The 14,514-nt window shown below is 76.5% G+C and carries 7 protein-coding genes; 6 read left to right on the top strand and 1 reads right to left on the bottom strand.

The annotated features are described in order from the left end of the window. The first annotated feature begins 183 nt into the window (after window positions 1-183). The 6 genes from ACZ6D7_RS33820 to ACZ6D7_RS33845 all read left to right on the top strand — a co-directional run bounded on the left by ACZ6D7_RS33820 (window position 184) and on the right by ACZ6D7_RS33845 (window position 14,378). Window positions 184-1,050, top strand: a complete 867-nt coding sequence (locus ACZ6D7_RS33820) for a DUF4132 domain-containing protein (protein WP_469499321.1) — start codon at window positions 184-186, stop codon at window positions 1,048-1,050. Next, window positions 1,047-5,957 carry a DNA-binding protein gene (locus ACZ6D7_RS33825; protein WP_469499324.1) on the top strand — a complete coding sequence of 1,637 codons (4,911 nt, stop codon included), beginning with the start codon at window positions 1,047-1,049 and terminating at the stop codon, window positions 5,955-5,957. Before ACZ6D7_RS33820 ends, ACZ6D7_RS33825 begins: the two co-directional genes overlap by 4 nt. A 210-nt stretch (window positions 5,958-6,167) precedes the next feature. After that, window positions 6,168-7,328 (top strand): ATP-binding protein, encoded by a 1,161-nt coding sequence (locus tag ACZ6D7_RS33830; RefSeq protein WP_469499326.1) that lies wholly within the window; start codon window positions 6,168-6,170, stop codon window positions 7,326-7,328. After that, on the top strand, window positions 7,325-11,104 hold the full coding sequence (locus tag ACZ6D7_RS33835) for a vWA domain-containing protein (RefSeq protein WP_469499329.1): 3,780 nt from the start codon (window positions 7,325-7,327) through the stop codon (window positions 11,102-11,104). Before ACZ6D7_RS33830 ends, ACZ6D7_RS33835 begins: the two co-directional genes overlap by 4 nt. Window positions 11,105-11,115: 11 nt before the next feature. Further along, entirely contained in the window at window positions 11,116-13,041 is a 1,926-nt protein-coding gene (locus tag ACZ6D7_RS33840; RefSeq protein ID WP_469499415.1) for a hypothetical protein, read from the top strand. 137 nt (window positions 13,042-13,178) lie between these two features. Next, window positions 13,179-14,378, top strand: coding sequence for a hypothetical protein (locus tag ACZ6D7_RS33845; RefSeq protein ID WP_469499332.1), 1,200 nt, complete (start codon window positions 13,179-13,181; stop codon window positions 14,376-14,378). Here the strand turns inward: ACZ6D7_RS33845 and ACZ6D7_RS33850 are convergent. Continuing rightward, window positions 14,330-14,479 (bottom strand): hypothetical protein, encoded by a 150-nt coding sequence (locus ACZ6D7_RS33850; RefSeq protein WP_469499335.1) that lies wholly within the window; start codon window positions 14,477-14,479, stop codon window positions 14,330-14,332. The genes ACZ6D7_RS33845 and ACZ6D7_RS33850 overlap by 49 nt on opposite strands. Window positions 14,480-14,514 lie beyond the last annotated feature (35 nt).

The following is a 14,514-nucleotide window of genomic DNA, read 5'->3' on the forward strand; positions in this document are numbered from 1 at the left end:
GGATCGTCTCGCGTGCCCGGCCCGTCGCCGGTCCCCGGCGCCCGGCAGGGGCCCGTCGCAGGACGCCCCGGACCGATTGTCAGTGGCCGCCGCTAGCGTTTGAGCATCGTCGCACTGGGGCCGGGATTCCCCCGGCTGAACTGTGCTTTCTTCTTGTGCTCCGGACGCGGAAGGCTGTGGCTCGTGGGTTGGCTGTCGGTGGGTGACGGGTATGAAGTCGCCCTGGTGGAGGGGCGGGTGGCGGCACGCGCCACCTCGGGCCGGGCGGCGGGACGGCAGTTGAAGTCGCTGCCGCGCGCGCTGAAGGACCATCCGGAGGTGGACCGGCTGCGGCGGTTCGCCGAGTGGCTGGACCGGCACGCCGCCGCGTGTGTCGCGCAGGTCGACTCCTGGATGGTGTCGTCACTGCCCGTGCCCACGGGTCTGCTGGCCCGGGTCTGGCCGGACGAGGCGTGGCAGTCCGCGCTGCGCGATCTTGCGGTGGTCGGCGACGACCCGGACGAGGTGGGCTTTCTGCGCGGCGCCACGGACTCCGGCGAGCTGCGGATCGTGAACCTCGACGGCGAGACGGTCCGGCTGTCCCCGCGCACGGTGACGCTGCCGCACCCGGTGCTGCTGCCGGACCTCGACGACCTGCGGGAGTTCGCGGCGGAGCTGGGGATCGTCCAGGGCGTCGAGCAGATCCACCGGGCGACCTGGCGGCGCCCGGACGACTTCGACGCCAAGGCCAGAGAGGTGCGGGACTTCACCGGGGGCTCGTTCCGCTCGCGCTTCGCCCTCGCCGCGCGCGCCTCCTCGCTGGGTTACCGCGTGTCGGGCGGCTACGCCACCACCCGGGTGCGCGACGGCGGGCGGACCGTCGAGGCCTCCGTGTGGATCGGGGAGCCGTACTGGGACGACGAGGTGGAGACCGGGGCGCTCACCTGGCAGGACCAGGAGGGCCGCGCCCTGCCGCTGCGCGAGGTGGGCCCGGTGGCCTGGTCGGAGGGGATGCGGATGGGCGCGGCGCTGTACGCCGGGCGTGTGATCGAGGAGGGCAAGGACGCATGAGCGGGGGGACTGGGGTGTCGTACGAGGAGCTGCTGTCGGCGGGCGGGGTGCTGCCGCCGGACACCGAGGGGGCCGGGGAGCGGGCGGTGCCGCTGACCACGCGGACGTACCGTCACCCGGGGCTGGACGACCGGGTGGTGGTGCGGCTGGTCGCGGGCGAGCTGGGCGCGGCGGAGGACCTGGCCGCGGGCTACCTGGGTCTGGTGCAGGACGCGGAGCCGGCGGTGGTGGGCCTCGGGCTGCGCCAGTCGCTGGGCTTCCCGGAGTGGGTACTGGTGCACCACCCGCAGGACGGTCACCACGCGCTGGGGGTCGTACCGGACCTGGAGCGGGCGGCCCGGCAGGCGAAGTCCAAGCCGAAGGCGGCCCTGGACGCCTACCTGGAGCTGGGCGCACGGCTCGCGGCCTCGGTGCCGCATTTCCTGCCGACCTTCTACGAGCAGGCCGGGCGGGTGTTCCTCGCGGAGGAGAACGCCACCTACGCGGCCCAGTTGTTCACCCGCGCCCGCAAGGCGGAGGCGGAGCACGGGCTGACGGTCGAGGAGGAGCGGTTGGACGCCGTCTTCCTGGAGTTCGCGCTGGCCGGTGCGCTCCCGGTGAAGGTGCTGTCGGCGTACGCGAAGGAGCTGGCCGCGCGCGTGCCGGCCGAGGAGGCGCTGCGGCGCTTCACCCGGCTCTGCCTGCGCCGCACGGCGGGCGGCCTCCCGCCGTCGGCCCAGATGGCGAACGACCTGCGCCGGCTGGCCCGCGCCGCCGGGCGGGACGCGGACCTGACCGAGCAGGAGTACCTGGCCGAGCTGCTCGGTCTGCCGGCCACGCTGCGCGCGGCGGCGGGCTGGTGGAAGGGGCACCGGACGGACCTCGTGGCGCTGGCCGCGCGGGAGCCGCGGATGCGGGGCGCCCTGCTGGACCTGATCCCCTCCTGCCACGACGACGAGATGCCCGCGATGTGGCTGGACGTCCTGGAGGCGTCCGGTGCCACGGCGGGGCTGTGGGACGGCTCGCTGCCCGCGCGGGAGCGGCCGCGGGACGGCGCGGCGGGCTGGCTGGAGCGGTTCCTGACGTTCCGGGAGCAGGCGCGGTCCTGGCGCGGCTCCACCCGGATGCCGGAGCTGTATCCCCTGGTGGAGCGGACGGCGGACCGGCTGCGGGCCGAACTCGCCGCGTCCGGGGGTGCGGTGCGGGTCACCCACGACCTCGACCTGATCGACCTGCTGCTGTCCCTGGACGTGCCGGTGGCCGCCCCGAGGCAGGGCGAGCAGCTGCCGCTGGCGCAGTGGGCGCCGGGCGAAGGGCACCGGGAGCTGCTGTCGCTGGCCGCCGACCCCCGCTTCCACGACGCCTTCCGGCGCGGCGCCGACCAGTTCGGTGACAACGACCACGGGCTGCGGGCGATCCGCCTGCTGGCGGCGTCGCCGGGCGGGCGACCGCTGCTCGCGGAGTGGGTGCGCGGGGTCGTACGGCGGTTCACCGCCGTCGGCCTGCCCCAACTGCCCGACGCGCTGACCCGGCTGAAGTGGCTGCCCGCCGAGGCGCTGGCGCTCGCCGAGGAGGAGGTGCGCGAGGCCGTCGGCACCGATCTCGCGCCGGTGCTGGCGCGCACGCTGCGGGCCGGGCTCTTCGACGAACTGGGCTGGCCCGCCTGGGAGGACGCGACGGCCACCCTCGTCCCGAAGGACGACGTCGAGGACCTGATCGTGGCCGACGCCTGGCCCCACCTCATCGTGGCGGGCGCGGCGCAGGCCCGGGTGATCGGCGCCGAGGGCACCGTCCTCACCCACGATCTGCGGATCCCGGCGAACGACAGCTGGGGCGACCCCGGCTTCCACCACGTGGACGGCGAGCTGCTGGTCTACTGGAACAGCCGCGGCGACGGCCTGCGCGGCTACTGGCACACCCGCGCCGACACCCCCCAGACCCTTCAGGGCCCCCGCTCCACCCGGGGCACCGAGATGGACTGGTACAAGGGCGACCTGCCGATCACCCTGCCCCTGCCCGGCGGCGGCCGAACCACCGGCGCCGGCGTGCTGTACGCCGGGGACACCACGCTGCCCGAGGAGTGCGGCATCCTCTCCGACGGCGTCGCGTACTGGGTGTGGCGGGCCGGCGGCGCCGACGAGGAGGAGCGCGGCTGGTTCGAGTACGACCCGGCCACCGGGGAGATCGGCCGGATGAGCCGGCCCGCCTTCCTGGCCGACGCGCTGCGCGACGCCCCCGAGGGCAGCGAGTTCGAGGTCGGCCGGCTGCGCCCCTCGCCGACGACGGGCCCGGCGCCCGCCTGCGCGCCCGTGGACGGGCTGATCGGGCTGCGCGTGGTGCGGCTGCCCGACGGCTCCCGGCGCGCCGAGAACCTCGCCGGACACACCGTCACCCTGCCGCAGGACGGCGGGCGGCCGGCCGCGCTCGTGATGTTCCCCGGCGCCGACCGGGCGCGTGCCGTCGTCCGCGGCGGCTGGCAGCTCGAACTGGTCGACACGGACGGCGTCGTCACCTCGGTCGCCAAGACGGACCGCACCCCGGGCGTCTTCGGCGAGGGCACCCTGCTGCTGCCTCCGGTGCAGTACTGGGAGTGCCTGACGCCCCGTGACCCGGAGGGCTCCGAGGCGCTGCGGCGGATCGACCGGGACACCTCGGCGGCCCTGCTGGCGGCCGCGGCGGACGAGGACGAGAAGGCACTGCCCCGTGCCGTCCGCACCCTGCTGCCCGTCACCCATGACGCGCTCGTCGCGGGCATCGCCGGAGTGGTGCGGCACGCCGCCGGCCAGCAGGCCGTGTTGGACGCGGCGGCCGCCCGGCTCACCCGGGCGCTCGACGGCGACCTGGCGCCGGAGGGCCCGGCCGGGCCGCCGGACGCCGTGCTCCGCGACGCGATGAGCGGTCTCGGCGCGCCGCGCGGCTACTGGTGGAACCGCGACGATGAGGCCGACACCGTCTTCCGCACCCTGCGCGTGCTGAACCGGGCCGCCGGGCTCTACGACACCGCCGTCGTGCCCGAGGAGCGGACCGTACCCCTCCATCTGGACGGGCCCGAGCTGCCGACCGGACAGCCGGACCTGGAGACGCTCCTCGACCGCGTGCCGGCCCTGGCGTTCCGCGCGGCGGCGGGCACCACCACCGAGGAGCACCGCGAGGTGCTGCGCACGCTGCTCGCCGGGTTCGACACGCTCGGCCTGGCGGGAGCCGGGGCCGCGCGCTGGCGCAAGGTGGTCCTGCACCTGGCGGCCGGACCGCTGCGCACCCCGGCGGGCGAATGGCGCGAGGGCAAGTGGAACGGGCTGCTGCCGCTGGGCGGCGGTGCCTTCGTTGCCTGCGTGGGGCGCCGCTCGCAGGACGACGACGGCTGCGTGTTCACCGGGTTCTTCCACGACCCGTCCGAGCGGTTCGAGACGCCGGAGCCCTACACGCTCCGGGAATCGGCCCGGCTCGCCGGGGACGGAGAGGCGGGCCGCCTCGGCGCGTTCCTCGCGGAGCTGGCCGCGCGCGGACCGGCGCCCTGGTTCCCGGCGGCCGCCGAGGAGTTCGCCCGGCTCACCGGGGTCACCGAGACGATGGCCCGGCTGATCGTGGCCGGACTGCCGCACGTCGAGGAGTACGAGCGAACGTTCCTGACCACCGAGGCGCGAGCCGTCATCGGGGTGAAGGTCGCCCCGGCGGCCGTCGCCAAGGACGAACTGCGCGGCATCGACGACGACATCCGCGCCGCGGTGGTGGCCGCGCTGCTGCCCGCCGACCCCGCCCGCCTGTGGACCGACGGACCGGACGTGTCCGCCGCGGCCGAGGTCTGGAACACCAGGGTCGGCAAGCGGACGGCCATCCCCGAGGAACTGCTCAGCGACGCGCTGCGGGCCGTCAGGCACGCGCAGTGGGAGGTACGCCAGGCGCTGCCCGCCCTGCTGCACCCGGCCGGTGAGCCCCGGCTCACCCGGGACCTGGAGTGGGCGGTCAGCGGCGACCGGGTCCGGCCCGTCGGCGAGAACGCGGTCGGGTTCACGGCGGAGACGCTGGTCGGCTCGGTCGGCCTCGCCGCCTGGCTCGCCCACCGCCTGCCCGCCGGCGACCCCCTCCGGGCCGCGCTGCCGCCCGCGCTCACCGCGGTGCGCGAGCGGCTGGCCCACCCCGGGCTGGTCCTCGACCTCGGGGAGTACATCAACCTCCCCGCCTTCCGGAAGACCGCGGGCACCCCGACCGAGACCGGCCCGGGCTACGAGCGCTACGGCGCCGTCGTCCTCGCCACCCACGACGACCAGCCGGCCCCGGGCATCCGGGTCGACCTGCTCGACGAGGCCGGCCAGGACCCGTATCTGCCGGCGGTGCGCATCGGCGACCAGCGGCCCTATCCGGCCGAGGTGGCGCTGCGTCTGGCCCGCGACCCCCGGTTCGCGGCCCTCCTCGCCGACCCGGGCGAGCCCCTGGCGGGCGAGCGGGGCAAGGACGGCACGTGGTGGCCGCAGGACCCGAGCCGCTCCGTGCCCGAGCTGGTCACCCTGGCGGCCAAGGAGCACGGCATCGGCGAGGACGCCGCCACGCTCTACCTGATGCTGCTCGCCATGCCCGACCCCACCGACCGCATAACAGCGCGGTGGACCGGGTGGAGGCCGGCCCGGCTCAAGGCCGCCCGCGCCGAACTGGCCGCCACCGACCTGGTGGTGGAGGCCAGCCGCACCAGGGCCGGACGCTCGCTCTTCCTGCCCGGCGGCTGGGCCGACCTCGGCGCGCCGCGCGTCCCGCTGGAGCCGTGGAAGCTGCCGCTGTACGGCGATCTGATGAGCGGCGAGCGCCCGCAGTTCGGCGTGATCGTGCCGGCCGAACCGGCCGCGGACCTGTACCGCAGGGCCTGGCAGCGGATCCAGGACGGCGACGCGCCCCGGTTCGAGGAGCTGAAGGTGCGGCGCGGACGGCGCCGCTGAGCGACGGGTGGCGCCGCTGAGCGACGGGCGGCGGGGGGGGGGGGGGGGGGGGGGGGGGGCCCCCCCCCCCCCCCCCCCCCCCCCGCCCCCGGTCGCACACCCCCGGTGCGCTTCCTCTCCCACCGCCCCCACCATCCTGAGCACGACAGACGACAGACGACAGGCGACTGACGACTGACGACTGACCGACCTACCCAGCAAGGAACATCCATGCCTCCGACCGACACGGCGACGGCCCTTCCGGCCCGGCAGACCCTGCCCGCCGAAGAGCGCCACGCCACCGAACTCGCCTTCCTCGCCGCCCACGACGAGGGGCCCCGCCCGCCCGGCTGGCGGCTGACGCCACGCGCCGTGATCACCTTCGTGTGCGGCAGCGGCGGCGAGGCGCTGAGGCTGCCCAAGCCGCACGAGACGCTGCCTGACCGGCTGGTGATCGCCCCCAAGTTCGTCGGCGAACGCGCCCTCGTGGAACGGTGCGTGGTCACGCTCGCCGGTGAGCGCGGCCTGCTGCTCGTCGGCGAGCCCGGCACGGCCAAGTCGATGCTCTCCGAGCTGCTGTCCGCCGCCGTCTGCGGCACCAGCGCGCTCACCGTGCAAGGCACCGCCGGCACCACCGAGGACGCCCTGCGCTACGGCTGGAACTACGCCCTGCTGCTGGCCCAGGGCCCGACCCCGCAGGCGCTGGTGGACTCGCCGGTGCTCGGCGCCATGCGCAGCGGGCGGGTGGCCCGGGTCGAGGAGATCACCCGCTGTCTGCCTGAGGTGCAGGACGCCCTGGTGTCGATCCTGTCCGACCGGCGGATCAGCGTGCCCGAGCTGTCCGGCACCGACGATGCCCAGGTCGCGGCGGCGCCCGGGTTCACCGTAATCGCCACCGCCAACCTGCGGGACCGCGGTGTCTCGGAGATGTCGGCCGCCCTCAAGCGCCGCTTCAACTTCGAGACGGTGCACCCGATCGCCGACGTCGACGCCGAGACCGCGCTGGTCCGGCGGCAGGCCACGGCGGCCGTCGAGCGGGCGGGCGCGGCCTTCGGTGTCGACGACGCGGTGCTCGACGTGCTCGTCACCGTCTTCCGCGACCTGCGGGCCGGCCGGTCCGCGGAGGGCTGGGACGTGGAGCGGCCGGGCACGGTGATGTCCACCGCCGAGGCGGTGCAGGTCGCCGCCTCCCTCGGCGTGGCAACCGCGTACCTGCCCGGCGGGGACGCCCTCGACCTCGTGCCCGGGCATCTTCTCGGCGTGGTCCGCAAGGACGACCCGGCGGACCACGCGCGGCTGCTCGGCTACTGGGACGGCCCGGTGCGCCGCCGCGCCGAGGACGGCTCGGCGACCTGGCGCCGCCTCTGGGACCTGCGGGAGAACCTCCGGTGACACTCGCTCAGGACCCGCGCGAGGCCGTCGAGGCCCTCGCCGACTCCGCGGCGCCGTACCTGCTCGGCGTACGGCACCACAGCCCGGCGCTCGCCGCGGCGGTGCCCGCCCTGCTGGACGCCTCCGGCGCCGAGGTCGTGTGCGTGGAGCTGCCCGCCGACTTCCAGCCGTGGCTCACCCATCTGGCCGCCCCGGGCACCCTGGCGCCGGTGGCGCTGGCCGGGGCCGGCGAGGGCGGGCGGCTCGGCTTCTACCCGTTCGCCGACTTCTCCCCCGAACTCGCCGCGGTCCGCTGGGCGCGGGAGCGGGGGGCGGAGGTCGTGTGCTGCGATCTGCCGATGTCGGATCCGGCGTGGAGCGGCGGTGGTACGACGCCGACGGGTGACAGCGGCGACGGTACGACGCCGGAAGGCGACGCGGACGGCACGGCGGCGGCCGGACCGGACGGCCGCACGCGCGACGCCGTCGCCGAGGCCCGGCCCGTCGTCTCGCCGACCGCCTTCGCCGACGCGCTCACCGCCGCCGGCACCGGGCGGGACGGTGACGATCTGTGGGACCGCTGCGTGGAGGTGCTCGCGCCCGGCTGCCCGCCCGAGGCGATCCGGCGGGCCGCCCTTGGTGTGGGGTGGGCGCTGCGTCGTGACGCCGAGTCGGCGGGCGGGGTGCCGTCCGTGGACCTGGCCCGCGAGGCGCACATGCGCGCGACGATCGCCCACGCCTCGGCCGGCGGACGCCGGGTCGCGGCCGTCGTCGGCGCGTTCCACGCCCCGGCGTTGACGGAGCGGGCGGATGCGCGGGGTGCGGTGCCGGCGCCGCGCGCGGCCGACGGGGCGTCACCGGGGGTCGGCTCGCCCCTGGCCGGCGCGGCACCGCTGGTCGGGGAGCGGCCGCCCGTGGTCACCTCGCTCGTCCCGTACTCCTTCGATCTGCTGGACTCCCGTTCCGGCTACCCGGCCGGTATCCGGGACCCGCGCTGGCAGCAGGCGGTGTTCACCTCCGGCGGCGACCCCGAGCTGCTGCACGGCGCCGCGGCCCGGGCGATCACCGACGTGTGCCGGGAGCTGCGTGCGGCCGGGCACACGGCGGGCACCGGCGAAGCCGCCGAGACCCTGCGGGTGGCCGGCGACCTGGCCAGTGTGCGGGGGCTCGCGGCTCCCGGGCGGGGCGAGGTGCTGGAGGCGCTGACGACCGTGATGGGCCAGGGCGAGCCGCTCGGCCGCGGCCGGGCCCTCGCGCGGGCGCTGGAAGTGGTCCTGGTCGGCACCGACCGGGGCCGGATCGCGCCCGGCACGCCGCGGTCCGGGCTCGGTCCATCCGTGGAGGCGGAGCTGGCCGCGCTGCGGCTGCCCGGCCCGGACGACCCCGCCGCGCGCGAGCTGCGGCTCGACCCGTTCCGCTCCGCCCTGGACGGCCGCCGGGAGATCCTGCTCCAGCGGCTCACGGTGTGCGGCGCGGGCTACGGCGAGGCCGTGGAGGTGTCCGGCACGGGCGACGGCACGGCGCTCACCACCCGGTGGCGGCTGTCGTGGACCCCGGCGGTCCCGGTCCGGCTCGATCTGGCCGGGATCCGGGGCGTGACCGCGGCGCTGGCCGCCGAGGGCACCCTGCGGGAGACCTTCCGCCGGGAGTCGGCGGACGGCGGGCCCACCTGCGCACTCGTCCTCACCGGGCTGCGCGCGGCCGCCCGCTGCGATCTGCCGGAGCTGGTCGCCGAGCGGCTGGCCGACGCGGCCGCCGTGCTCCCCGCCGCCGCCACGCTCCCCGAACTCCTCGAGGCGCTCGACCTGTTGGAGGCGCTGCGCCGGGGCCATCTGCCCGGCACCACGCCCGAGGGCCGGCGGACGGCCGCCGATCTCGCCACCGACCTGCTGGAGACGGCGGTCCGCGCGCTGCCCGGCCTCGCGGGCAGCGACCAGCCGGAGGACGCGGCCGCGCTGATCGCGCTGGCCTCGCGGGCCGGCGACCACCGGCTCGGGATGCGGATGGACGACGCGCTGGGCACCCTCGCGCGCACCGGCTCCCCGCTCGTCCAGGGCGCCGCGCTGGCCGCCCGGGTTCTGCTGGACCTCGACGACGCCACTGTCCTCGGCGCACGGGCCGCCGGCTGGATCGACACGGCCACCGGCCCGGACGGGCGGCACGCGCTGGCCCGCCGGCTCACCGGGCTGCTCAGCGGTGCCGCACCGCTGCTCCAGTCGGCGCCGACCGCGCTCGACCCGCTGCTCAACCGCATCGACACGCTCACCGACCAGGGGTTCCTGGACCGGCTGCCCGCGCTGCGCGGCGGCTTCGACACGCTCAGCCCGGCCGGCCGCGGCCGCCTGCTGGACACTGTCACCGAGCGCCTCGGCGACCGGCTCGACCTGTCGCTCGGCGCCTCGCCCCGGCTCCTCGCCCTGTGGACGGCGGCGGACGCGGCGGGCCTCGCGGCGGTGAACTCCCTGGGCCTGCCGACGGGGGCGGAGGAGAGAGCTGAGGCGAAGGCGCCCGAGGGCGCCGACAACGCCGTACCGGAGGCTCCGGGGCGGCCCGACGGCGACGTACAGGACACACGGGACAGGCAGGACGCTCCCGAAGGTCCCGACGGCGGCGCGCCCGGCGCCGCGTCCGCGCCGGTGGCCGAAGCCGCGTCCCGTTCCGAGGCGGCCGGCGCTCTCCACCTCTCCCCCACCGACCGCTGGCGGCTGCTCCTCGGCCGGGAGAGCGAGAAGCTGCCGCCGGGCGCCCGCCGTTACGCGCACGCGCTCGACGAGCTGTACGGCACCGGGCGCGGCGAGGGTGCTTCGGACTTCGGCCGGGAAGGCGGTTCGGGCGGCGGTCAGGAGACGTCGTTCCCCACCGCCCGCGAGTGGTCCGAGGAGCTGGACGCGCTGTTCGGTGCGGAGGTCCGCGAGGAGGTGCTGGCGCGCGCAGCCGACCAGGGCCGCACCGATGTGCTGGCCGAGCTGGACCCGAAGGCGGTGCGCCCCTCGGTCGACCTGCTCACCTCCGTGCTGTCCCTCGCCGGGGGCATGCCGGAGCAGCAACTGGCCAAGCTGCGCCCGCTGGTGCGCCGTCTGGTCGACGAGCTGGCGAAGGAGCTGGCCACCCGGATGCGCCCGGCGCTGACCGGACTGGCCTCGCCGCGCCCGACCCGCCGCCCCGGCGGCCGGCTGGACCTGCCGCGCACCCTGCGCGCCAACCTCGCGACCACGCGCCGCACGGCCGACGGCCGGACCATGGTGGTCCCGGAGAAGCCGGTGTTCAGCACCCGTTCCCGCAAGGAGGCGGACTGGCGGCTGATCCTGGTGGTCGACGTGTCCGGGTCGATGGAGGCCTCGGTGGTCTGGTCGGCGCTGACCGCGGCCGTGCTGGGCGGGGTGCCCACGCTGTCCACGCACTTCCTGGCGTTCTCGACCGACGTGATCGATCTGACCGACCGGGTGGACGACCCGCTGTCCCTGCTGCTGGAGGTACGGGTCGGCGGGGGCACCCATATCGCCGCCGGGCTGGCGCACGCCCGCTCCCTGGTGACCGTGCCCAGCCGGACGCTCGTGGCGGTGGTGAGCGACTTCGAGGAGGGCTACCCGCTGGGCGGGCTTCTCGGCGAGGTTCGGTCCCTGGCCGCCTCCGGGGTTCATCTGATGGGCTGCGCCGCCCTGGACGACACCGGGACCCCGCGCTACTCGGTGCCGGTCGCCCAGCAACTCGTCGCGGCCGGTATGCCCGTCGCCGCCCTCAGTCCCCTCGCCCTCGCCCGCTGGGTGGGCGACCGCCTCCGCGGAGAGACCCGATGAAAGCCGACCCGATGAACGCCGAACTGCCCCCGGTGGCGCCCGACGTGGTCGCCGCCGCCGTCGAGAACCTGACCGCGCGGCTGCGCAAGAAGCTGGACGCCGCGATCGAGTCGTACGCGGCCCTGCCCGTCACCACCGCCGACGGCGTGCTGCGGGTGCGGTGCGGTGAGGACGCCGAGGTCGCCCTCACACCCGGCCCCTCCGGCACCGTCACGGACGCCGGGCAGGCGGTGTGCAGTTGTCTGCTCGCGCCCCGGTGCCTGCACCGCGCCGCCGTGCTCGGCGCCTGCCCGGTGGCCGACGCGGACGCGATGCCCGAGCAGGGCGCGGCGGACGCCGCCGATGGCGCCGATGGCGTCGGGACACCCGAGGGCGCCGAGGCCGGGACACCGGGCGAACCGGTGGAACCCGGCAAACCCGGCGAATCCGGCGAATCCGGCGAAGCCGCCGAGCCCGGGGCACCCGTCGGCCCCACCCCCGCCCAGATCGCCGCCGCGAGCGGTCTGTGGGCGGCCACGGCGGCCGTGCTCGCCGCCGGGGTGCCCGCCGCGGGCGCGGTGCCGCAGGCGGAGCTGCTGCGGGCCGCGCACACGGCCCGGCTGGCCGGGCTGCACCGCGCCGAGGCCGCCGCGCTGCGGGTCGTGCGCGGGCTGCGCGGTGCCCGCGCCCGGCACGCCGGCCACCGGCTGGCCGACCTGGTGGCCAACGTGCGGGAACTGCTGCTCACCACCGGCCTGTTGGCGGCTGCGGACCCGGATCCGGCGCTGGTCGGCACCGCCCGCCGCGCCTACCGGCCGGGCGGCGGGCTGCGGGTGCACGGGGTGTGCCGGGAGCCGGTGATCGCGGCGACCGGATACGGCGGTGTCGTCACGCATCTCGTCTCCGACGACGGGCGCTGGTTCTCCGTGGCCGACGTCAAGCCCGGTGGCCCGGCCCGGGCCCGGGGTGCGGCCACCGCCAGTGTGGCGCTCGGTTCGGGCACCCTGGACCACGCCCAGCTCTCCCGCGGCGGGCTGCTGATCTCCGGCGCGACGCTCTCCCCGGACGGCCGCCTCGGCTCCGGCAAGGGCGTGCGGGCCACTCCGCTCGCCGGTCTGCCCTGGACGTCGGGACCGCTCGCGGCGCTGTTCGCCCGCCCCCTGGCCGAGGCCGTCGCGGCACGGCTCGCGGGGCCTGCGGCGACCGACCCGGAACGGGCCGAACAGACGGCCCGTGAGCTGATCGGCTGCGACATCGTCCTCGTCGGCGCGGCGGGCGACCAGTTGCTCGCCCGGGAGCTGACCCCCGGGCGGCCGGACACGGAGGGCCTGCTGATCCGGCTGACCCCCGCCAACGGCCACCCGGACCTCGCCCACACGGCCAACTTCCGTCGGCTGGCGTCCCGGCCCGGACTGCGGCTGCGGGTGGTCGGCCGGCTGGACCCCGACCGGGCCGCCACGCTGCGGCCGCTGGCGGTCGGCCCCGTACCGGACACCGAGGCGACCCTGCGGCTGCCCGCGGAGTGGCAGGGTCACGCCGACCTGGGCTACGACCGGCTCCAGGGCGCGCACCTGCCGCCGCCCGAGGTCCTGCCGCCCGTGGGCGGTGCCGACGGCGTCCCGCCGGACCCGCTGGCGGAGGCGCCGCTGTGGCGGCTGCGCCGGCTGGTCGAGGTCGCCGTGTCCGGGGGCCGCCGGGCCGTCGCCGAACCCGCGCGCGACGGTGACCGGGGCGAGGGCGGGGCGGCGCTGCGGCGCGGCGGGTTCCGGGCGGCGGCGGACCTGTCGGCAGCGCTCACCGCGGAGGCCGACCGCCGCACCCGGGACGTCTTCGGGCGCACCGCCGAGGCCGACCCGGACCGCTACGCCCGGGTATGGCTGGCCGCGGCCGTCTATCTGACCGGCACCGAACGGGCGCTGGTGCAGGCGACCTGGGAACACGAGGAGGCACACGCGTAGCCGGCGGTCACCCTGGCAGGTCCGAGGTTCACGGGAGGGGCGGTGAGGCCGTTCACTGCTCCCTGACCGGTGACCCGGCGAACCCGCCGGGACCGGCGGCGTGGCCCGGGTCCATGAGGATCGGGGGATCCCAGGCAATGTACGCATCAGTCCGAGGCTGCCTCGCGGCCGTCGTCCTGCGGTGGTGTCTCCTGGCCGCGGTCCTGGTCGGCGCGGCGGCGGCCCCCGCCCGCGCCGCCGGGCCACCGTCCGCGCCGCGTGACACACCGACCGCCCCCACCGCCGCCACCGCCGTCGTGGTTCCTCCGGGGGTGACCGCGGGGGTCGCGGTCTTCGACCGGCAGACCGGGACCTTCACCGAACAGCTCAACCCGCGGACGCAGTTCCGGTCCGCGTCGGTCGTGAAACTGCTCATCGCGCTCGACCACCTGTGGAACCGCGGCCCGAACTACAGCCTGACCACCGCCGACCGCGCCCGCTTCGACCTCATGCTGCGCTCCAGCCACGACGACACCGCCTCCGACTACTGGCGGGAGAACGGCGGCAGCGCGATCGTGACCCGGATGGTCGCGCGGCTCGGCCTCGCCGACACCGCGCCGCCACCGGCGGGCCAGTCGGGCGTCTGGGGCTACACGGCCCTGTCGGCGGCCGACACCGTGCGGATCTACCGCTATCTGCTGGACACCGCCCCCGCGACCGTGCGGACGATGATCATGGGTGATCTGCGGCAGTCCACGCGGTGCGGGTCGGACGGGTTCGACCAGCGCTTCGGCATCCCGGCGTCGTTCGAGCGGCCGTGGGCGGTGAAGCAGGGCTGGTCGGGCTTCGGCGAGACCGGCACGTGCTCCGGCACGGCCGCCGCGGCGGCGGGCGGATCCGACGCCGGCGCGCCGGCCGTGGCCGCCGGGGCGGACGACGTGGACATCACGCGGCGGGCGCTGCACACCACCGGAACGGTGGGAACCGGGGACCGCTCGATCGTCGCCGTCTACACCCTCCAGCCGACGAGCACCTCCTTCGGCGCCGCCTACACCAACCTCAACCGGCTGGTCAGGTCGCTGGACGTGCCCGGGAGCGTGCGGCCGGAGGGCACCTGGTTCGGCACCTGGGGCACGGACGTGCGCGTGCGGGCCGACACGAACACCTCGTCGACCACGCTCACCCGGCTCCCGGCGGGGGTCGAGGTGCTGATCCGCTGCCAGAAGCGGGGCGAGGAGGTCGAGGTGCCGCCGTACGTGAACGACTGGTGGGCCGAACTCCCCCTCTACGGGGGCTACATCACCAACATCTACGTCAGCTCACCGGAGAACGAACTGCCGGGCGTCCGGGTCTGCTGACGACCCGGCCGGATCCCGCCGGGGCTGTACGCCCGTACACCGCGCCGGGCCAGCAGGACCAGCGGGACCAGCGGGACCAGCGGGACCGGCAGGATCAGCACCTCGGCTAGACTATGACGGCCGTTATAGTCCAGCT

Source organism: Streptomyces sp. NPDC041784 (assembly GCF_055591025.1).

Bases quoted from the DNA above. Each gene is read 5' to 3' on its own strand.
- ACZ6D7_RS33825 (WP_469499324.1), top strand. From the start codon at position 1,047: ATGAGCGGGGGGACTGGGGTGTCGTACGAGGAGCTGCTGTCGGCGGGC.
- ACZ6D7_RS33830 (WP_469499326.1), top strand. From the start codon at position 6,168: ATGCCTCCGACCGACACGGCGACGGCCCTTCCGGCCCGGCAGACCCTG.
- ACZ6D7_RS33840 (WP_469499415.1), top strand. From the start codon at position 11,116: ATGAACGCCGAACTGCCCCCGGTGGCGCCCGACGTGGTCGCCGCCGCC.
- ACZ6D7_RS33845 (WP_469499332.1), top strand. From the start codon at position 13,179: ATGTACGCATCAGTCCGAGGCTGCCTCGCGGCCGTCGTCCTGCGGTGG.